This is a genomic window from Stenotrophomonas sp. YJH_SMC_135, assembly GCF_059372355.1.
The window spans coordinates 688514-709213 of the sequence record NZ_JCAFVN010000002.1; the positions used below are offsets into that span (position 1 = coordinate 688514).

General features: G+C 65.9%; 13 protein-coding genes. 11 read left to right on the plus strand and 2 right to left on the minus strand.

Annotation, left to right across the window (positions count from 1 at the left end; genetic code table 11):
• The first annotated feature begins 21 nt into the window (after positions 1-21).
• From AC5P98_RS09710 to AC5P98_RS09730, 5 genes are all read left to right on the plus strand, one after another.
• Complete coding sequence (locus AC5P98_RS09710) at positions 22-2751, plus strand: TcfC E-set like domain-containing protein (protein ID WP_049419607.1); 2730 nt, start codon at positions 22-24, stop codon at positions 2749-2751.
• Positions 2748-3881, plus strand: coding sequence for a CblD like pilus biogenesis initiator family protein (locus AC5P98_RS09715; RefSeq protein ID WP_049404505.1), 1134 nt, complete (start codon positions 2748-2750; stop codon positions 3879-3881). Before AC5P98_RS09710 ends, AC5P98_RS09715 begins: the two co-directional genes overlap by 4 nt.
• 18 nt (positions 3882-3899) lie before the next feature.
• Positions 3900-4607, plus strand: a complete 708-nt coding sequence (locus tag AC5P98_RS09720; protein WP_049404502.1) for a pilus assembly protein — start codon at positions 3900-3902, stop codon at positions 4605-4607.
• Positions 4608-4669: 62 nt separating this feature from the next.
• Positions 4670-9559, plus strand: a complete 4890-nt coding sequence (locus AC5P98_RS09725; RefSeq protein WP_065427890.1) for an ESPR-type extended signal peptide-containing protein — start codon at positions 4670-4672, stop codon at positions 9557-9559.
• Between the two features lie 69 nt (positions 9560-9628).
• On the plus strand, positions 9629-10375 hold the full coding sequence (locus AC5P98_RS09730; protein WP_049404510.1) for a membrane protein: 747 nt from the start codon (positions 9629-9631) through the stop codon (positions 10373-10375).
• A gap of 228 nt (positions 10376-10603) precedes the next feature.
• Here AC5P98_RS09730 and AC5P98_RS09735 read toward each other — a convergent pair whose 3' ends face one another.
• Both AC5P98_RS09735 and AC5P98_RS09740 read right to left on the minus strand, forming a co-directional pair.
• Positions 10604-11248 (minus strand): hypothetical protein, encoded by a 645-nt coding sequence (locus AC5P98_RS09735; protein ID WP_014648262.1) that lies wholly within the window; start codon positions 11246-11248, stop codon positions 10604-10606.
• A 479-nt stretch (positions 11249-11727) separates the two neighbouring features.
• Positions 11728-14148, minus strand: coding sequence for a penicillin-binding protein 1A (locus tag AC5P98_RS09740; RefSeq protein WP_046432301.1), 2421 nt, complete (start codon positions 14146-14148; stop codon positions 11728-11730).
• Positions 14149-14367: 219 nt separating this feature from the next.
• Between AC5P98_RS09740 and AC5P98_RS09745 the strand changes: the two genes are divergently transcribed.
• From AC5P98_RS09745 to AC5P98_RS09770, 6 genes are all read left to right on the plus strand, one after another.
• Positions 14368-15426: a pilus assembly protein PilM gene (locus tag AC5P98_RS09745; RefSeq protein ID WP_014038321.1), complete on the plus strand. Its 1059-nt coding sequence runs from the start codon at positions 14368-14370 to the stop codon at positions 15424-15426.
• The gene (locus AC5P98_RS09750) at positions 15426-16307 is read left to right on the plus strand and encodes a PilN domain-containing protein (RefSeq protein ID WP_495229981.1); all 882 of its coding nucleotides are present in this window, start codon (positions 15426-15428) and stop codon (positions 16305-16307) included. The genes AC5P98_RS09745 and AC5P98_RS09750 overlap by 1 nt, the downstream gene beginning before the upstream one ends.
• Positions 16304-16960, plus strand: coding sequence for a type IV pilus inner membrane component PilO (locus tag AC5P98_RS09755; RefSeq protein WP_005418916.1), 657 nt, complete (start codon positions 16304-16306; stop codon positions 16958-16960). The genes AC5P98_RS09750 and AC5P98_RS09755 overlap by 4 nt, the downstream gene beginning before the upstream one ends.
• On the plus strand, positions 16960-17493 hold the full coding sequence (locus AC5P98_RS09760; RefSeq protein WP_005418914.1) for a pilus assembly protein PilP: 534 nt from the start codon (positions 16960-16962) through the stop codon (positions 17491-17493). Before AC5P98_RS09755 ends, AC5P98_RS09760 begins: the two co-directional genes overlap by 1 nt.
• A 21-nt stretch (positions 17494-17514) precedes the next feature.
• Complete coding sequence (locus tag AC5P98_RS09765) at positions 17515-19485, plus strand: type IV pilus secretin PilQ (RefSeq protein ID WP_032962161.1); 1971 nt, start codon at positions 17515-17517, stop codon at positions 19483-19485.
• A 186-nt stretch (positions 19486-19671) separates the two neighbouring features.
• Positions 19672-20697 (plus strand): AAA family ATPase, encoded by a 1026-nt coding sequence (locus tag AC5P98_RS09770; protein WP_014648255.1) that lies wholly within the window; start codon positions 19672-19674, stop codon positions 20695-20697.
• The last annotated feature ends 3 nt before the right edge of the window (positions 20698-20700 follow it).

Below are 20700 nucleotides of genomic sequence, written 5' to 3' on the forward strand. Positions count from 1 at the left end.
GCTACTCCAGCGGTACCCCCAATGACCCCACACGCCCCCGCCGTTACCCGGCTGGCGGTCGCGCTCGCCCTGGCACTGGCTGCTCCCTCGGTAGCGGCCCACGGCGTCCCCGCCGGCTTCGAGGATCTGGTCGAAGGCCAGACCGAACAACTCGACATCCAGCTGTTCGGCCGCTCGGCCGGGCTGTCGCCGGTGCGCGTGACCCTGGAGCACGTGCAGCTGGAAGACCCCGCGCGCGTGCTGCAGGCGCTGGCCCTGCCTGCCGAAGCACAGGCGGCGTTGCTGCCGGCGCTGTCGCAACCATTGCCGCGCAACAGCCACCTGGCCTGCCGCTTTGGTGGCGCCACGGCGGGGTGCGGCTATCTGGACCCGCCCGAAGAGCCCACCGCGGCGCGCGCGCTGTACGACGAAGGCGAGGGCGCCGTGCGCCTGTTCGTGGCGCGGCAGTGGATTCCCGGTGAACCGGCGGCTGAGCGTTACCACACGGTCACGGCCAATGCCGAGAACGCCTTCCTGCACCAGCAGACACTCAACGTCAGCGGCGGCCGCGACTACCGGGCGCTGTCCGCGCGCGGTGTGGGCACGCTGGGCCTGTTTGATCGCGGCCACCTGTCCGCCGACTGGTACTACACCCAGCAGCGCTACCGCAGCCGTGGCAGCGACGACGACTTCCAGTTCGACAACGTCTATTACCGCCATGACCTGGGCCAGGCGCATTACCTGCAGGCCGGGCGCATGGACCGCCGCAACCTGTCCAGCCCGCAGGGCGGCACCTTCAGCTTCAGCATGCTGCCGCTGGACCGTTTCCAGGGCGCACGGGTGGGCACCACCCAGGCCTATGTGGACACCGACGCGGCCGTGCAGGCCACGCCGCTGACCGTGCTGCTGGCGCGCGATGCGCGCGTCGATGTGTTCGACGGCGAGCGCCTGCTGCAGACCTTCTACCTGCAGGCGGGCATCAACCAGATCGACACCCGCAATTTCCCGTTCGGCAACTACCTGGTGCGCATGCGCATCTACGAAGATGGTGTACTGGTGCGCACCGAGGAGGCGCCGTTCGACAAGGGCGGCGACTGGACCAACAGCCAGTGGCAGTGGTTCGTGCAGGGCGGCCGCCGCAATGAGCGCCGTAGCGACCGCTTTGATGGTGAAAGTGTGGCGATGGCCGGCGTGCGCGTGCCGTTGGGCCGCGATGCCGCCATGACTGCCGGCGCTGCCAACCTCGGCGGCCACAGCTACGGCGAGCTGCGCCTGGACCTGCGCCGCGTGCTGGCCACCCAGGAAATGCGCGCCTCGCTCAGCGGCATGCGTGGAAGCGATGGCAGCAATGGTCAGCAGCACCAGCTGTCATACCGGCGCAAGGCATCGTGGAATCTCTACCAGCAGCGCATGCGCGGCAAGGCCTGCCAGTTCGAGGCCGATGCACGCGACCAGCTGGGCTGCACCAACTCACTCAGCGGCTCGGTATCGCTGCCGCTGGCCGGCGGCAACGTCTACGTGGGCTACACCCGGCGCCAGACCTGGCGCACCGGCTGGCATCGGCCTGAATTCGAGCAGGACCCGTTGTTCGGGCTGGATCCATTGCTGCCGCCCGGCCCGCTGGAGCCGCGCCGCGAGCCGGTGCTCAGCCGCACCTGGCAGGCCAGTTTCAGCCGCAGCCACCGCTGGCAGAACTTCAGCGTGTCCACGCGCGTGGGGCTATGGCAGCAGCGCAGCACCGACAGCGTGCGCGGCAGCAACGAGCGTGACCGTGGCATCTACTTCAACCTGAGCCTGACCCGCCTGCAGCGCAACCATGAAAGCAGTGGCCAGCGGCGCTATGCGGTGGACGTGCGCCAGCCGCAGCATCAGCGCCCGGCCATCGACTACAGCGTGGGCCAGAGCCTGCGCCAGGACCGGGACACGCACTATCGGGAGCTGAATGCCGAACTGCGCGCCAACAACAACGATCGCTACAGCGCATCGCTGAGTGGCCAGCTGCAGAACGGCATCGGCAACACTACCGCCAGCATCGCGCACTATCAGCAGCGGGGGCGTGGCGAGACCGGCTACAGCGGCAGCCACAGCTCCGGCTTCGCACTGGGTCGTCGTGGTTTCTACTGGAGCGGTGCCAACGGTGCCGAGGCCGGCCTGGCCGTGCAGGTGGACGGTTTCGACGATGCCGACCTGCATGGCGTGGCCGCGGAATTGCAGGTGGGTGGGCTGCGCCGACAGCGTCTGCAGATCGGCGAGCGCCGGCTGCTGCCGCTGCAGGCCTATCAGTCGCAGCGCGCCGAAGTGCAGGATGCCAGCACGCTGGACAGCATCGCCGCGATCCGCGTGACCGGCGTGGGCGGTGCACGGCCGATGTTCCTCACGCCCGGCAAGCTGATGCGCATGCCGGTGCCGATCGAAGTGACCTACACCTTCATTGGCAACGCCAAGGACCTTGCGGGGTCGCCGCTGGGCGGTGCCCGCATCCTCAATGCGCCGGTGCCCGGCACCAGCGCCAACGGCAGCTTCGTTGCCGATTTCCCGCGCCGCGAAACAACGCTGTACCTGCTGCAGGACGACCGCCTGCTGCACTGCCCGCTGCAGGTGCGCGAGCGCCGCCAGGTGGTGCTGCTGGTCGGCGCCGTGCACTGCGAGCCGCTGGCCGTGGCCCAGCTGCCGCCCGAGATCCGCCAGCAGGCCCGCGTGACCCGCCTGCTGCAGGAACGCGCGTTGATCGCCGCCACGCCCCAGACCGCTGCTGCAGGAGGTGCGCCATGAGCCGGCGTTGGATGTGTGTGTTGATGCTGGTGTGTGCGCTGGTTCTGGTGATGCCACGGGCGTGGGCGCAGTGGCCGCCGGAGACGCATCCGACTGACCAGAGCCGGGACATCGTGATGAGCTGGGATCGCTCGGCGGTACCGGGTGATGTGGAGCTGTGGGCGCCGCGGACGGTGCTGGGGTTCAGTCACGATCTGGCGTTCAAGTATGGGCAGATCCATGTGGTTTGTGGATCTGCTTCTGATAGTGAGTTTGGGCGGTGCCCGACGGAAGGTGAGCCGAGCTCGTCAGGGGGAACAACAGAGATAGCATTGCGTCTCGTTGAACTGAGGACTGGTCTGCGTACGGAGATTCGCGCGGTAGGAAGCCTGCAGCGAGTTATGTCGGGTCCTCGCTGCAATTTCGATTACTGGGACCGTCAGAAGCACATTCTGAACAGCGTATTCTGGTACCAATGTGCATCTGACGAACCGATCGGCACAGGTGCTGCTCTGATTGTTCCGGCATCTGAGCTTGCGCGGCTCGTGGCAGGCCACTGGAAGGCCGCGATGCGCCTGAACATCAAGGCCGATCCCGCCGCAGCACCTGTCGCCACAGCCACCTTCAACTTCGATTTCACCGTCACCGACTACGACGCGATCTCGATCTACTTTCCTGGCTTCGATGGCATCGCGCCGCTGGTCAACATGGACCTGCGCTACGACCCCATCCGCAAGATGGTCGGCGGCTACAAGGAAGTGGACATGTGCCTGTACGACGGCGTGGGCTCGCAGAGCGAGTTCCTCGGCGTCACCGTGCGCGACAGCGGTCCACGGCCACCACCAGGGCGTGACTATGCGGTCTGGCACGGAGATGGCGGCAGTGACGACACCCAACGCCTCGACTACCAGGTCGGCCTGAAATACGGCGGAAACCTGCTGGCCATGAAACACGGCGAGGAACAGCTGCTGCGTGGCATCGACAGCGCGCAGCTGCGCCTGGTGATGCTGCCGGGCATCAATCAACCCGTGTACTGCGTGCCCACCCCGCTGGTGCTGGAAACGCCGCCTACGCCCATCGCCAGCAAGCGGCCCGGTCTTTACGACGGCGAGCTGACGGTAGAGCTGCGCGTGCCGACCGCCAAACCCTGATCACCACGGAGCCTCATCATGAAGAAGCTGCTGTTCTGTCTGTTGCCGTTGAGCGCGCTGCTAGCGCCGCCGGCGCATGCCAACCTCTCCATCCATCCGATGCGCGCGGCCGTCGATGGCAAACGCGGTACGCAGATCCGCGTCTATTCGCACTCCACGCAGCCGCAGTACGTGCAGGCACGCCTGTTGCGCATCTCGAATCCTGCCCAGGTTGGCGAGGAAGAGGTGGAAATGGAGGCGGCCGACGCCGCGGTCGCCATCACCCCTGGGAAGTTCGCACTGACTGGCGGAGGCAATCGCCTGATCCGGGTGATTCCGCTACGCAGCGTGGAGAAGGAAGTGGCCTACCGCGTCTACTTCGAGGGTGTCAGGGGACCGGACGGGACCCTGCTCGAGGGTGACGAGCAGGCGGCACAGGCCAACGTCGGCGTCAGCCTGGTCTGGGGTGCGCTGGTGAACGTGCTGCCCGCCAATGGCAGCGTGGATCTGCAACTGCAGGGCGACACCCTGCGCAACGTGGGGACCTTGCGGGTCGGCATCACAGGGCTGGCCGAGTGCACTGGCAGTGGTGCCTGCACGACCCACGACTTTGCCAAAAGCCTGTACCCGGATGCGGAGCTGAAGCTGCCGTTCCAGCCTCAGCCGGGCAACACCGTGCAGCTGCATTACCGCCTGTCCAAGGACGGCTACCGCGAGCACGTAACCACCCTGGCGCCAAGCGCCTGATCGTTCCTGGCCCCGCGCTGTTCGCGGGGCCTCATTTTCGATGTCCTGTTAAGGAAAAGAGCATGAATCATATCTATCGTCGTATCTGGAGCAATGCAAAGCAGTGTTGGGTGGTCGTGGGCGAGCTGGTAGCAGCGCGTGGAAAGCCACGAAGCGCCTTGATTCATCGTCGCGGGACCGCACTGATTGTCTTCATCGCACTGGCCGGTGCGGCGGGCAGCGCGAATGCGGGTCTCGATGTCGGTTGTTCGGGTGACAACGGGAACATCCGGCATTGCATTCCATTCATAGGTTCGTGGGACCCTCGCATGTCGACAGGCTATGCTGACATGGGTTTGGATGTGACGAACTCGATGGCGATCGGTGCGGGGTCCAGAATGTACGGAAGTTACTCGTTCGCGTTCGGTCAAGGTGCGCGAGTCGAGAAGCGTAACAGTGTCGCGTTCGGCTACCACTCTACAACCTCCGACGTCGACAGCGTCGCCATCGGCTATATGTCGCGTACTGGCGCAAATGGTGGTCATAGCATTGCCATCGGGACGAGAGCGTTTGCCGATTACATTGGCGCAACCGCTTTGGGGAACAGCTCAACGGCTCGCGCCGAGAATGCTGTCGCCCTTGGAAGCGGCGCCTCGGCCACCGCATCGAATGCGGTGGCCATTGGTGCCAACTCGGTAGCCAACGGAAGCAACACAGTATCGGTGGGAAGCAACAGCATTAAACGAAGGATCGTGAATGTCGCATCAGGCAACATTTCCTACGGTAGTGCGGACGCGGTCACCGGTGGTCAGCTGTATGAAACCAATCAGAATGTAGCATCGGCGCGAAGCACAGCGGATTCGGCTTACTCGACCGCCAGGGCGGCCAGGACTGTTGCCGATACGGCGAAGTCCAATGCGGACAATGCCTTGTCGAAAGCCAATGTGCTTTCCGGCCTCCTGAGCCAGACGTCTGCCTCGGGGAACGTTCGCCTAGGTGCAAGTAACAGCGGAACCGTGCTGGACGTCCGCAACAGTGCCAGCGCCAATCGCAGGATCACGGGCGTGGCGGATGCCACGCTAAGCACGACGAGTACGGATGCTGTGTCTGGCAAGCAGCTCAATGCCACCAACACCAATGTAACGGCCGCACGGTCCGTCGCCGACTCCGCCAAGACCAATGCCGACAGTGCGCTGGCAAAGGCCAATACGCTCTCCGGCCTTCTGAGCCAGACGTCTGCTTCGGGAAATATCCGTATAGGCGCAAGCAACAGCGGCACCGCACTGGACGTCCGCAACAGTGCCAGCGCCAATCGCAAGATCACGGGCGTGGCGGATGCCACGCTGAGTGCGTCCAGCACCGATGCTGTGTCAGGGAAGCAGTTGAATGCCACCAACACCAAGCTGGCAGATGCACAGCGCGCCGCAGACGCGGCAACCGCGCGCCTGAATGCATCCGCCCCGGCCATCGGGCTGGCGGCAGAAGCGGAGGGAAGCGGAAGCGCTGCGAGTGCAGCGATGGGGCGCTCGGCGAAGGCCTACAACACCAACAGCATCGCAGTTGGTGCAGATGCTCGGGCCAGTGTCGACGCCAACGGCGACAAGAGCGCTGCCACCGGTGCAGTCGCTCTCGGTGCTGCAACGCGCAGTGGCAACGGCGCGGTGGCGGCAGGCCTGCGTGCTTCGGCAGTGGGCGATCGCGCCGTGGCCGTAGGCAATGATGCCACGGCCGCGGCGACCCATGCCGCCGCGCTGGGCTACAAGGCAGATGCGAGCGGCAATCAGGCCGTCGCCATTGGCCGGGAGGCCGCCGCATCGGGTTTGTATTCGACGGCGCTTGGCAATCTTGCAAAGGCGGGTGCCGAAAGTGCCATTGCGTTGGGCGACCGCGCCCTGGCATCGCACACGGGAAGTGTCGCTCTGGGCAAAGGCTCGCAGACCACCGGCATCAATCAGGTCTCGGTCGGCAGCTCCAGTATCAAGCGCAAGATCGTCAACCTGGCGGATGGCGCTGTCAGCAGCAGCAGTGCCGAGGCCATTACGGGCAAGCAGTTGAATGAAACCAACGGCCGGGTAACAACTGCACAGAATGCCGCCAACGACGCGCAGGCCACCGCCAACGCCGCACAGGTTGATGCCAGCAAGGCCTTGGCTGAAGCCACCATATTGGGTGGGCTGGTCGGGCAGGTTTCGGCCACGGAGGCTGTCCGCCTGGGTGAGAAGAACAGCGGCACCGTGCTGGATGTACGCAACAGCGCGAATGCGAACCGGAGACTGGATGGCGTGGCCGATGGTGCGATCAGTGCCAGCAGCTATGAAGCCGTGAATGGCAGACAGCTCAGTGCCACCAATGAGAAGGTGGTGGCTGTGGAAGGCATGGCCACCTCTGCGGCTGCGGACGCGACCCTGGCAAAGGCGGATGCGACCAAGGCGCTGGCCGAAACAGCGGTGCTGGGCGGGCTGGTGGCGCAGGTTTCCGCGTCCGGCGATGTGCGCCTGGGCGGGAAGAACAGCGGTGCGACGTTGGATGTGCGTAACAGCGCCAATGCCAATCGGAAGATCAGTGGTGTGGCAGATGGGATCTTGAGCGCCAGCAGTGCTGAGGCTGTGTCTGGTAGGCAGCTGCATTCAACCAATTCACGCGTCTCAGATCTTGAGGACATTGCACAGTTTGTGAGTATCGGCTCAGCACCCTTCAGTGAGCGCGCAGAAGCGGGTGCGGCAGGCGTTGCGGTGGGAAATTCAGCAAAGACAGGACTGGAGGGAGGAACTGCGGTAGGGACATTTGCGGAGGCGATGGGGAGGAACTCTACTGCAATTGGTAGAGGGGCAACTGTCTCTGTGGACTCCGAGAATGGATTCGCGATGGGGGTCGGGGCACAGGTCGGTGGAGGCGCGGGCGGTGCGAATGAAGGTGTCGCGATTGGTGCTGGCGCAAGAGTTGGAAGCGGGGCTCACGGCTCGCTGGCGCTTGGAAATAGTTCCCTAGCAGATGAAGAAGGAGTTGCGTCATTTGGGGGTGTCGGCATGCAGCGCCGCCTTGTAAACATCGCCCGAGGCACCGCTGACCACAACGCCACCACTGTCTCCCAGCTCAAGGATTCCCTCGCCACCCTCGGCGGCGGCGCAGGCATGGATGCGAACGGCAACATCATTGCCCCTACTTATGCAGTACAGAGTGGAACTCAGAGCACCGTTGAGGACGCGCTGGTGGCACTCGACGGCGCTGTGATCACCGCAGGCCGCCGGGCGGAGAAGGTGGAAGGCCAGCTCAGCTCGATCTTCCAGGAATCACCCTCGACCCGCGCCGACGGCATGAGCCAGATCGCGCTTAATGGAGTGAATGGCATGGTGCTGACCAACCTTGCTGACGGTCGAGTGGCGCCAGGAAGCCGCGATGCTGTAACCGGCAGTCAGTTGTACGCCGCCGAGCAGAAGATCTCGCAAAATCGGAATGATCTGGAGGCGATGCGCAAGGAGCGGGAGGTGGGCGAGCAGGCAATGCGTGGATTGGATGCGAGCGGTCCAATCGACTTTGGCGGTGCGCGATTGACTGGTGTGGCCGAGGCGACACTGTCGGCTGATAGCTCGGATGTTGTGCGTGGCAGTCAGCTCTATGAGACCAACAGCCGTGTTTCGGCCATGGAAGGCATCAGCCAGTACGTCAGTGTGGGTACGGCTCCTGAGCATGGCGGTGCTCAGGCTGGTCCGGTTGGTCTCGCCATTGGAAACTTGGCAAAGACGGGCATTGAGGGTGGCACTGCAATTGGAACTTTCGCCGAGGCAATGGGCAAAAACTCAATTGCCATCGGACGGGCGTCCACTGTCTTCCAAGGCTCAGATTCCAGCTTTGCCGTCGGAACTGGAGCTGAGGTTGGTAGGGGCGGCGAGCCCGGTGCAATCGGAGCCATTGCGTTTGGTGCTGGTTCCAGAGTCGATTCCGGGGCCCATGGTTCTATCGCGCTCGGAAGCGGCTCTTATGCAGCCGAGGCGGGGGTTGTGTCGTTTGGTAGTGTTGGTACGAAGCGCCGCCTCGTAAACATCGCCAACGGCACCGCCAACCACAACGCTGCCACCGTCGGCCAGCTGCGCGGTGCACTCTCCGCCCTCGGCGGCGAAGTCGATGCCAATGGCAACATCGTCGGCCCCAGCTTCAACGTGCAGGGCCAGTCCCAATCCACCCTCAACGGCGCATTGGAAGCGCTCGACGGCGCCGTGGTCAGCACCACCTCGCGCGTGAACCAGGTCGAATCCCAGCTCCGCTCCGTGTTCCAGGAAACTCCCTCGGTACGCGCAGACGGTACCGCCCAGCTCACCCTGGCCGGCGCCAACGGCATGGTCATCTCCAACGTGGCCAACGGCCTGATCGCGGCCGGCAGCCGCGATGCGGTCAACGGCGGCCAGCTGCATTCGATGCAGCAGCAGATCAACGGCCGCATGGATGGGCTGGAGCAGCGTATCGACGGTCAGCCGCAGGCCCGCGCCACGGCGGCAGCATCCACGCCTTCGCCATCCACCGAAGAGACCGCGCCGGCGCCGGAGACCGGCGGCTCGCCGCAGATCGCCTCAACCGGTGAAGGTGACAAGCCAGCCCCGCAGCCGAAGTCGAAGCAGGACGACACGCCCAAGCCGCAGGTCGATACCGCCGAGCTGGAGAAGATGCTTGCCCGGGCCAACGAGTACACCGATGGTGCGATCAGCAACTTCGAGCGCCGCCTGGACAAGATGGACAAGCGCTTCAACCGCATGGCGGCAATGAGCAGCGCACAGAGTGCGATGGCGATGAATACCGCCGGCCTGGCCACCTACAACCGCCTGGGTGCGGGCGTGGGTTACAGCGAGGGTGAGTCGGCGATGGCGGTGGGCTACCAGCGCGTGCTGAACGAGAAGGGTTCGGCCACCTTCAGCCTCAATGGTGCGTTCACCAACAGCGGTGAGCGCAGCATGGGCGTCGGCGTGGGCATCGGCTGGTAAGCCGTGCAGCCCCGGCGTGGTGCGCGTAATGAACCCCGCCGCGCCGGGGTCCTTGCCGAGGAGATGGCAATGTATCGATGGGTAAGCCGATTCATCAGCTACCGCACGTTCTATCTGTGGCGGGCGCGTTTCTACTACTACACCCGCAATCTGGATCGCTGGGTGCAGTTCACCTTGTTGTGCCTGGTGGGCATGGTGCTGGTGCTCTGGTACCACTGGCGGGTGGCGAGCGTGCCGCCACCGCGCGTGCATCCGGAGGCCGCCGCGGTGCGCGTGGAGAACATCACCCAGGAGGCGATCCATCGCATCGTGCTGGTGCGGCATGGTGGCCCGACACCGGGCGAGCCGTTCACCACGCCGGAAGACGTCCGCGCGGGAACGCTGCGCACCCTGCGGGTGCGACAACTGCTGGACAGTGAGAGGGTGTGGCAGCTGAAAGCCCACATGCTGGCCGACATGGCGGCGTACATCGAAGCCACGGGCAGCTGCTTCCCCTTCCCATGCTGGCAGGTGAGCCACCGGCTGGAGCTCATGCGTGCGGCGGAGGCGGAGAACGCGGCCATCAACCGGGGGCTGGAGCCGGTGCTGGAGGTGCCGTTGGACAGGATGCCCAACCTCAACGGCGGTGAGCGCGCGCGGATACAGACGGCGTGGTCGGACCCGTTCGGCGATGTCTACAACCAGACCTGGTTGCTGGGCGATCTGCAGAACATGCATGCGCGGATGATGATGGCGTACCCGCAGCGGGTGGGAGCACCGTGGCTGATGCGCCTGCTTGGCGATGAGACGGAGGAGCAGCACCATGATGTCTGGTAGGGCAGCGCGCCTTCTGTAGAGCCGAGCCATGCTCGGCTGCTCTTGGGCCAGGTGTCCGGATGCCTGATGCATCGTGCGGACCAGCGGTCCGCACCCACCAGAAGAAGGAAGCAGGCCGCGCGCCTTCTGTAGAGCCGAGCCATGCTCGGCTGCTCTTGGGCCAGGTGTCCGCATGCCCGATGCATCGTGCGGACCAACGGTCCGCACCCACCAAGGCCGGAGCTACCGCTACCCGCCGATATACGCGGTGATCTCCGCCTCGGCCAGCAGCTGCCGCAACTGTGCGACAGACGCGCGTCGCATCGGCTTCTCGTCCACCGGCGACAAGGGCGCCTGGCGCAGGGCGTCATACGGCAGCACGGCCAGGTCGAAGGTCAGCTCTTCGGCGCTGAACACCCACACCGGCACGTCCAGGCTCCGTTCGCGGTCCATCCGCAGTCGACGCGTCCGCGATTCGGCGGGAATGCCGTGCTCGTCCAGGAAGCGGTGCACGGCCTCCGGATCGTCACTGTGCAGGTGCAGCTGTACGGGGCTGTTGGCGTCGGCGGTGCCCTCCAGCACCGGGCCGGCCAGGCGCGGTGCGAAGCCGTGCAGGAACTCCAGCGCACGCAACGCGGCTTCGCGGCGGCGCTGCAGCTCGTTGCCGTGCTGGGGGCCGGAGAACAGCCGCTGGTACTCGCGCAGGGCGTCTTCGATCTCGGTGTTGCGGGGCAGGGAGGCATCGTCGTGGATGCCGAGCCGGCTGGCAGCCTTCAACTTGGCCTGGTGGTAGTCGCGGATGCCGCCTTCGGCCATCAGGCGGGCGGCTTCGTGGGCGAGGCGATGGCGCCGCTCGCGGGTCTGGCTGGCAGCATGCTGACGGGCGCGATGCATGCGATGACTCCTGTTGCGACCTGGCCACAGACTAGCGCACGGATGTGACATCCGCGTGGGTATGGCGGAGGCAACCGCTCTGGTAGGTGCCGACCTTGGTCGGCACGGGGCGCCAACCAAGGTTGGCCTCTACCGGAGCCGCATCGGCACCAGCCAACGGTTGGCACCCACCAACGCTCTGGTAGGTGCCGACCTTGGTCGGCACGGGGCGCCAACCAAGGTTGGCCTCTACCGGAGCCGCATCGGCGCCAACCAACGGTTGGCACCCACCAACGCCTTGGTAGGTGCCGACCTTGGTCGGCACGGGGCGCCAACCAAGGTTGGCGTCTACCGGAGCAGCATCGGCACCAACCAACGGTTGGCACCCACCAACGCTCTGGTAGGTGCCGACCTTGGTCGGCACGGGCCGCCAACCAAGGTTGGCGTCTACCGGAGCAGCATCGGTACCAACCAACGGTTGGCACCCACCGGACCATTCCTCAGAAGATGTCGAACGCGGCGGCGTCGGCCTGCGGCGTATTGAGGTTCAGGTCGTAGTCGGTCAGGCGGTCCATGTCTTCCACCTTCACCCACTCGGTCGCGCCGTTGAGGGTGGCCTGGACCATGCCGCTGGGCGGGTCGTTCTGCGCGATCGGGGTGTCCTTCAGCGCGGTGCGCATGTAGTCGATCCAGATCGGCAGGGCGGCCTTGCCACCGTATTCGCGGTAACCCAGCGAACGGAAGTCGTCGCGGCCCACCCACACGGTGGTCACGTACGGGCCACCGAAGCCGGAGAACCAGGCGTCGCGGTGGTCGTTGGTGGAGCCGGTCTTGCCGCCCACGTCCTCGCGGCCGAGCACCTTGGCCTGAACGCCGGTACCGCGCTGGACCACGTCGCGCATCATCGATACCAGCTGGTAGGCGGTGCGGGCGTCGATCGCGCGCGGGGCAGTGCGGGCATCCGGGTTGGCCGGTGCCGCCGGGGTTTCGACCTTGGCTTCGGCCTTGGCGGCGGCCGGGTCCACCTTCGGGGCCGGAGCGCCGAAGTTGAAGCCGTCCACCACCTGGTTGACCGGCTGGTCACTGCTGCCGGCGCAGTCGCGGCAGGCCAGCGCCGGGTTTTCCTTGAACACCAGGTTGCCGTCGCGGTCATTGACCTGGTCGATCAGCCAGGTGTCCACGCGCGAGCCGCCGTTGGCGAACACGGCGTAGCCGCGCGCCACCGACAGCGGGGTCAGCGAGGCGGTGCCCAGCGACATCGACAGGTTCGGCGGCAGCTCCGATTCGGCAAAACCAAACTCGCTGATGTACTTGCGTGCGTAGTCCACGCCCATGCCATCGAGCAGGCGCACCGACACCAGGTTGCGTGACTGCACCAGCGCTTCGCGCAGACGCATCGGGCCGCGGAAGCCGCCGCCGTCGTTCTGCGGGGCCCAGGTCTTGCCGCGGCGATCGCGGAACACGACCGGGGCGTCGAGCACGATCGAGGCCGGGTTGTAGCCCTTGTCGAAGGCAGCTGCGTAGACGAACGGCTTGAAGCTCGAACCCGGCTGGCGGCGGGCCTGGGTGGCGCGGTTGAACTTGTTGCCGGAGAAGCTGAAGCCACCCACCAGCGCCTTCAGCGCGCCGCTGTGGGCATCCAGCGAGACCAGCGCGGACTGGCCGCGCGGGATCTGGTCCAGCAGCCACTCGCCCTCCTTGGCACCGGCGCGCACGCGCACGATGTCGCCGCGCTGCACCAGCTTGCCCGGGGTCTTGTTGGTCCACTTGGCGGCACCGGCCGGCAGCACGATCTCGCTGCGGTTGGCCAGCACCACGGTGGCGCTGCCGTCGGCGCCGGTGCTGGCGACGATCGCCGGCAGCAGGCCGGCCTGGCCGTACATGCCGCGCAGGTGCTCGGCCAGGGCGGCGGCGTCTTCGCCGGCACCCACCTGCACCTGCTTCTCCACGCCGTGCCAGCCGTGGCGGTGGTCGTACAGCAGCAGGCCGTCGCGCACCGACTGGTTCGCGGCGGTCTGCAGGGTGGAGTCGATGGTGGTGGTGACGTGATAGCCCTTGTTGACCACGTCGCCGCCGAAGCGGGCGATCATCTCCTGGCGCACCAGCTCGGCCACGTACGGGGCATCGACCTGCACCGGCGGCTCATGCGCGGTGGCGTGCATCGGCACGGCCTTGGCCGCGTCGGCCTCGGCCTGGCTGACGAACTTCAGGTCGGCCATGCGCTGCAGCACGTAGTTGTCGCGGCGCTGGCGGGCACGTTCCGGGTTGGAGATCGGATTGCCCGACGAGGGGAACTTGGGGATGCCGGCCAGCGAGGCCATCTCGTCCAGGTCCAGCTCGTTCAGTTTCTTGCCGTAATAGAACTCGGCGGCAGCGGCCACGCCGTAGGCGCGGTTGCCGAAGAAACTCTTGTTCAGGTACAGCTCGAAGATCTCGTCCTTGCTCAGCTCGGACTCGATCTTGCGCGCCAGCAGGATCTCGGCCAGCTTGCGGGTGTAGCTGTACTCGGAGCTGAGGAAGAACTGGCGGGCCACCTGCTGGGTGATGGTGGAGCCACCCGGCACGCGCTTGTCGCTCGTGGTGGCCAGCAGCCAGACCGCCCGCCCGATGCCCATGTAGTCCACGCCGCCGTGCTCGTAGAAGCGGGCGTCCTCGGTGGCCAGGAAGGCCTGCTTCAGCTTCTCCGGCACGTCCTTCATGGTGATCGGGGTACGCCGGGTCTCGCCGAACACCGCCATCAACTTGCCATCGGCAGCATAGACGTACATCGGCTCCTGCATTTCCACGTCGCGCAGGGTCTGCACGTCGGGAAGCTTGGAGGAAACGGCATAGTACAGACCGCCCACGGCGGCCGCGCCGATCAGCGCCAGGACCAGGACAATCAGGAAGATCCAGCGCAGCCAGCGGCGGAGTCGAGTCATCGGGTTCAGATTCCGATTGCGAATTTCGTGGTCGCAGAGTATAGATTACGCAAGGTGCCGGCTGGGGTCGGCACCGGGGAGCGCAAGGGGAACAGTCAGGGGCTGCATGGTGAATCCGTGAAGGAATTCACAGCAGGGCCGTTGCCATTTGCTAAGAATACGTTATTAATGCTTGGGCGCAGGTCTTGCGTCCAAGTGCCCGTCGGCAGGGGAGAAACCGTGGGGCTCATCCCAAAAAGTCAGTCGCCGCTCGTAGGCGTCGACATCAGTTCGACTGCGGTAAAGCTTTTGCAGCTGTCCCGCAGCGGCAATCGTTTCCGCGTGGAACATTACGCTGTGGAACCTCTTCCGCCGAATGCGGTGGTGGAGAAGAACATCGTTGAAGTGGAGGCCGTGGGTGAGGCCATCCGTCGGGCGATGAACCGTTCAGGCAGCAAGGCCAAATTGGCCGCTGCCGCCGTCGCGGGGTCGGCAGTGATCACCAAGGTGATCCCGATGCCGGCCGATCTCGACGAAAACGACATGGAAGCCCAGATCGAGCTGGAAGCGGTCAACTACATTCCGTATCCGATCGAGGAAGTGAACCTGGACTTCGAGGTGATCGGGTCGATCCCGAACAACCCGGAGATGGTCCAGGTGCTGCTGGCCGCGTCGCGTTCGGAGAATGTCGAGCTGCGCCAGTCCGCGCTGGAACTCGGTGGCCTGCAGGCCAAGGTGATGGACGTGGAGGCCTTCGCGGTCGAGAACGCCTACGCCCTGGTCGCCAGCGAGCTGCCGGTATCCATCGACGGCGTGGTCGCGCTGGTCGACATTGGCGCCACCATGACCACCCTCAATGTCCTGCGCGGCGGCCGCAGCCTCTACAGCCGCGAGCAGGTGTTCGGTGGCAAGCAGCTGACCGATGAGATCATGCGCCGCTACGGGCTGAGCTACGAGGAAGCCGGGCTGGCCAAGCGCCAGGGCGGCCTGCCGGAAAGCTACGAGATGGAAGTGCTGGAGCCGTTCAAGGAAGCCACGGTCCAGCAGATCAGCCGCCTGCTGCAGTTCTTCTACGCAGGCAGCGAGTTCAACCGCGTCGATCACATCGTGCTGGCCGGCGGCTGCGCCGTGCTCGGTGGCCTGCCGGAGATGGTCGAGGAACAGCTGGGCGTGCCGACCGTGGTCGCCAACCCGCTGGCGCAGATGACCCTGGGGCCGAAGGTGAACGCGCATGCGTTGGCCCAGGATGCCCCCGCGCTGATGATCGCGACCGGTCTGGCGCTGAGGAGCTTTGACTGATGGCACGCATCAATCTATTGCCCTGGCGCGCCGAGCGGCGCAAGCAACGCCAGCGCGAGTTCTACGCAATGCTGGGCATGGCCGCCGTCGGTGGCCTGCTGCTGTCGCTGATGATCTGGTTCTACTACGACCGTCAGGCGAGCGGCCAGATGGACCGCAATGCCTATCTGGAAGCCGAGATCGAGAAGGTCAAGGAACAGAACAAGGAGATCGATCGCCTCGACGCGCAGAAGGAACGCCTGCTGGCCCGCAAGAAGGTGATCGAGGAACTGCAGGCCAAGCGCTCGCAGATGGTCCACCTGTTCGACGCGCTGGTGCGCACCATCCCCGACGGTGTGGTGCTGACCGCGCTGAAGCAGGAGGGTGATGTGCTGACGCTGGAAGGCCGCACCCAGTCCAACGCCCGCGTTTCGGCCTACATGCGCAACCTGGAGACCTCCGGCTGGATGACCAACCCGGAGCTGTCGATCATCGAAGCGCGTGACCCGGAGAAGGACAAGGACGGCAAGGCCGGCCCGCTGGCCGACATCAAGGCGCTGCCCTACGTGTTCGTGGTCAAGGTGAAACTGCCGGCACAGAGCGAAGAGGTGTCGGCGACGCCGGGCCTGAACGCCGATGGCTCGGTGGCGACGGCTGCCCCGGCACCGGTGGCACCGTTGGCCGCAGGTCCGGATGCCGCGACGCCTGCGGCCCCGGCAGCGGGCCAGCCGGCAGCAGCTCCCGCCGCACCGGCCACTGCACCGGCCACGCCGGCCAAGCCGAACCAACCGGCCGCTCCGGCCGCCGCGCCGGCCCCGGCACCTGCCCCGAAGCCTGAGGGCAGCCGCCTGGCGCAGCCGCCGCAGGCCTTCAATGCGCTGCTGCAGGGGGACCGCGCATGAGCCAGAAGATCGACATCAAGAACCTGGATTTCAACGACATCGGCAACTGGCCGCAGAAGGCCAAGATCGTCTTCTGCTCGTTGCTGGCGCTGGTCATCATGTTCGTGGCGTGGATGCTGCTGATCAGCGGCAAGCGCGAAGAACTGGCCGGCCTGGAATCGAAGGAAGTCGAGCTGCGCACCGAGTTCACCAAGCAGCAGGAACGCGCGGTGAACCTGGGGCCGCTGAAGCAGCAGCTGGCGCAGATGGAGCAGGTGCTGCAGCAGATGCTGCGGCAGCTGCCGAGCAAGACCGAAATGCCCGACCTGATCATCGACATCTCGCAGACCGCGCTGTCCAGCGGCCTGACCAACGAGCTGTTCGAGCCGGAGCAGGAGCAGATCAAGGAGTTCTACGCCGAGAAGCCGATCAAGCTGCGCATGGTGGGCAGTTACCACCAGTTCGGCGCGTTCGTCAGTGGCGTGGCCTCGCTGCCGCGGGTGGTGATCCTGACCATGCATGACATCAACCTCAAGCCCAAGGAAAAGACCGGCGGCAACGTCCGCAGCGGTGCACTGGAACTGTCCGGTACGGTCAAGACCTACCGCTACCTGGACGAGACCGAGGTGCAGGCGCAGCAGGCGGCCGACGCTGGCAAGGAGGGCAAGAAGTGATGCGCGCGCAGACCGTACGTGGTGCGATGGTGCTGGCTGTGCTGCTGCTGGCTGGTTGCGGCCGTGGCGTGACCAGCACGCCCGGTGACGCACCGAACCTTGAGAAGTGGGTGGAAGGCGAGCGCGCGCGACCGGCGCAACCGCTGGAGCCGCTGCCGGTGATGCAGCAGTTCGAGACCTTCGAATACTCCGCGCAGGGCATGCGCGATCCGTTCACCGATGCCTGGACCAATCCGCAGCAGGGGAACGGCGGATTGCGACCGGACCCGAACCGGCGCAAGGAGCCGCTGGAAGGCTTCCCGCTGGATGCGCTGGACATGGTCGGCACCATCGGTACCGGCGCAGGTACCGTGGCGCTGGTGATGGGGCCGGACAAGGTCACCTACCGGGTTCGCCCGGGCGGTTACCTGGGGCAGAGCGACGGGCGGGTCACGGCGGTCTTCGAAGACCGCGTGGAGCTGATCGAACTGGTGCCGGATGGCGCGGGTGGCTGGCTGGAACGGCCGGCAACGCTCTCGCTTGAAGATCAATGATCGTTTACTGGGGATAGCACGATGACCTTTCACCAAGCCAAGGGGCTGCGTCCCATCCGGCGCTCTACCTTGAACCGTGTCAGCGCGCTGGGAGTCGCGCTGATGCTGGCCTGCGCTCCGGCGCTGGCTGCCGCACCGGCGGAAAAGCCGGTGGGCGCCACCGTGGCACCGGCCGCCGCGCCGGCGGGCCTGTCGGTGGCCAAGATCGATTTCAAGCGTGGCGATGACGGCGCCGGGCGCCTGATCGTGCAGTTCGACGGGCAGGGCGCGATCCCTGACCTGCGCACGCAGGGCAACAGCGTGGTGGTCGACGTCGGCAATGCCCGGCTGCCGGCCAACCTGCAGAAGCCGATGAACGTCACCGACTTCGCCACGCCGGTACAGCGCATCGACGCCAAGCCGTCGGGCGCCGGTACCCAGCTGGTGCTGAGCACCGGTGGCGCGGTGGAGTCGCTGGCCTACCAGAGCGGCAACGAATACGTGGTCGAGATCAGCCCGCGCCAGGCCCAGGCCGCCGTGGGTGCGGTCACCGCCGGCAGCGTCACCCAGGCGGCCAAGGCCGTCGGCCAGCGCGGCTTCACCGGCAAGCCGGTGACCTTCAACTTCCAGGACGTGCCGGTGCGCACCGTGCTGCAGTTGATCGCCGAGGAGTCCAACCTGAACGTGGTGGCGTCCGACTCGGTGCAGGGCAACGTGACCCTGCGCCTAGTCAATGTGCCGTGGGACCAGGCGCTGGACATCGTCCTGCGCGCCAAGGGCCTGGACAAGCGTCGCGACGGCAGCGTGATCTGGGTGGCGCCGCAGGCTGAACTGGCCAAGTTCGAGCAGGAGAAGGAAGACGCGCGCATCGCCATCGAGAACCGCGAAGACCTGCAGACCGACTACATCCAGATCAACTACCACAGCGCCACGCAGATCTTCAAAGCGCTGACCGAGGCCAAGGGGATCGGCGGCGGCGGTGGTGGTGGCAGTGGTGGTGGTTCGGGCAACTCCTCGCAGGAAGACAGTGGCTTCCTGTCCTCGCGTGGTCGCATCGTGGCCGACGAGCGTACCAACACGCTGATGATCAGCGACATCCCGAAGAAGATCGCGCGCATGCGCGAGCTGATCAACGTGATCGACCGCCCGGTCGACCAGGTGCTGATCGAAAGCCGCATCGTCATCGCCACCGACACCTTCGCCCGCGAGCTGGGCGCGAAGTTCGGTGTCAGCGGCAGCCGCGACAATGTCTATTTCAGCGGCAATCTCGAGGCCAACCGCTTGACCCGGGAATCGCAGGTCAAGTCCGCGCAGGACAACGCCAAGGCCGAGCGCGACTGGATCGCCGGTGGCCGGGTGGGCCCGGCTCCTGTCCCGGTGGGCTCGACCATCACCCGTGGCCTGAACTGGAACCTGCCGGTGGCTGCCGCCAGCAACCCGGGTTCGCTGGCACTGTCCATCCTCAATGCCGGTTACCTGCTGGACGTGGAGCTGTCGGCCATGCAGCAGGAGTCGCGAGGCGAGGTGATCTCCAACCCGCGCGTGGTCACCACCAACCAGCGCGAAGCGATGATCAAGCAGGGCAAGGAAATCGGCTACGTCACCATCAGCGGTGGTGGCGCTGGCGGCGTCGCGACCCCGAACGTCCAGTTCAAGGAAGTGGTGCTGGAGCTGAAGGTCACCCCGACCATCACCAACGACAACCGCGTGTTCCTCAACATGCAGGTGAAGAAGGACGAAGTCGACCAGCTGATCCAGCTGGAGGGCTACGGCACCGTGCCGTCGATCAACCGTCGCGAAGTCAACACCGCGGTGCTGGTCGAGGATGGGCAGACCGTGGTGATCGGTGGCGTCTACGAGTTCACCGATCGCAACAGCATCAGCAAGGTGCCGTTCCTGGGCGACGTGCCGTTCCTGGGCAATCTGTTCAAGAAGCGCGGCCGCAACAAGGACAAGGCCGAGCTGCTCGTGTTCGTCACCCCGAAGGTGCTGCGCGTGGCCAAGCAGAACTGAGCCGTCGCACCGGAGTCTTCGAAGAAGGGCCGCCGCGTGCGGCCCTTTTTCGTTTGGGCTGGCGACATGCACGAAGCAGATCCATGCCCGTCGTGGACGGCTGTTCAGCGGTTCTTGATGCCAATCGCAGGGCACCCTGCGATGATGTCGGGAACCCGTGCCGTCCTGCGCCGGTCAAAGGCCCCCATGAACCTGCCACCGCCGATGCCCGAAACCGTCTCGCCGCCGCCCGCGCCGGCCACCTCCCGCCTGCATGCGGCGTTCACCCAGCTGCGCGACGCGCTGTCGGCCGAGATCGTCGGCCAGGCGGCACTGGTCGAACGCCTGCTGATTGCATTGTTGGCCGACGGCCATCTGCTGGTGGAGGGCGCGCCGGGCCTGGCCAAGACCACGGCGATCCGTGCACTGGCCTCGCGCCTGGAAGCAGACTTTGCCCGCGTGCAGTTCACCCCCGACCTGCTGCCGGCCGACCTCACCGGCACCGAGATCTGGCGCCCGCAGGAGGGCCGCTTCGAGTTCGTGCCCGGCCCGATCTTCCACCCGATCCTGCTGGCCGACGAGATCAACCGGGCACCGGCCAAAGTGCAGTCGGCGCTGCTGGAGGCCATGGGCGAGCGCCAGGTCACGGTTGGCCGCCATACCTATGCGCTGCCGCCGCTGTTCCTGGTGATGGCCACGCAGAACCCGATCGAGCAGGAGGGCACCTTTCCGCTGCCGGAAGCGCAGCTGGACCGTTTCCTGATGCACGTGCGCATCGGTTACCCGGACCAGGCCGCCGAATCGGAAATCCTGCGGCTGGCCCGTGAGCGTGCCCGTGGTGCATTGGGCGAGGCTGCGCCGGCGCCGGACAAGATGCCGATGCAGGACGTGTTCGACGCCCGCCGCGAAGTGCTGGACCTGCACATGGCACCGGCACTGGAGCGCTACCTGATCGAACTGGTGCTGGCCTCGCGCGATCCCGCGCGCTACGACGCCGGCCTCGGCCGCCGCATCGCCTGGGGGGCAAGCCCGCGCGGTTCCATCGCACTGGAGCGCTGTGCCCGTGCGCGGGCGTGGCTGGCCGGCCGTGACTTCGTCACGCCCGACGACGTGCGTGCAGTCGCCGCCGACGTGCTGCGCCATCGCGTGCTGCCCAGCTATGAAGCCACTGCCGAGGGCTGGGACGGCGAGCGCCTGGTGCAGGAGCTGCTGGCCCGGGTGCCGGCACCCTGAGCC

Coding starts and splice junctions, on each gene's coding strand:
- AC5P98_RS09710 (WP_049419607.1), top strand. CDS start 22: ATGACCCCACACGCCCCCGCCGTTACCCGGCTGGCGGTCGCGCTCGCC.
- AC5P98_RS09715 (WP_049404505.1), top strand. CDS start 2,748: ATGAGCCGGCGTTGGATGTGTGTGTTGATGCTGGTGTGTGCGCTGGTT.
- AC5P98_RS09725 (WP_065427890.1), top strand. CDS start 4,670: ATGAATCATATCTATCGTCGTATCTGGAGCAATGCAAAGCAGTGTTGG.
- AC5P98_RS09720 (WP_049404502.1), top strand. CDS start 3,900: ATGAAGAAGCTGCTGTTCTGTCTGTTGCCGTTGAGCGCGCTGCTAGCG.
- AC5P98_RS09730 (WP_049404510.1), top strand. CDS start 9,629: ATGTATCGATGGGTAAGCCGATTCATCAGCTACCGCACGTTCTATCTG.
- AC5P98_RS09755 (WP_005418916.1), top strand. CDS start 16,304: ATGAGCCAGAAGATCGACATCAAGAACCTGGATTTCAACGACATCGGC.
- AC5P98_RS09750 (WP_495229981.1), top strand. CDS start 15,426: ATGGCACGCATCAATCTATTGCCCTGGCGCGCCGAGCGGCGCAAGCAA.
- AC5P98_RS09765 (WP_032962161.1), top strand. CDS start 17,515: ATGACCTTTCACCAAGCCAAGGGGCTGCGTCCCATCCGGCGCTCTACC.
- AC5P98_RS09735 (WP_014648262.1), bottom strand. CDS start 11,248: ATGCATCGCGCCCGTCAGCATGCTGCCAGCCAGACCCGCGAGCGGCGC.
- AC5P98_RS09740 (WP_046432301.1), bottom strand. CDS start 14,148: ATGACTCGACTCCGCCGCTGGCTGCGCTGGATCTTCCTGATTGTCCTG.
- AC5P98_RS09760 (WP_005418914.1), top strand. CDS start 16,960: ATGCGCGCGCAGACCGTACGTGGTGCGATGGTGCTGGCTGTGCTGCTG.
- AC5P98_RS09770 (WP_014648255.1), top strand. CDS start 19,672: ATGAACCTGCCACCGCCGATGCCCGAAACCGTCTCGCCGCCGCCCGCG.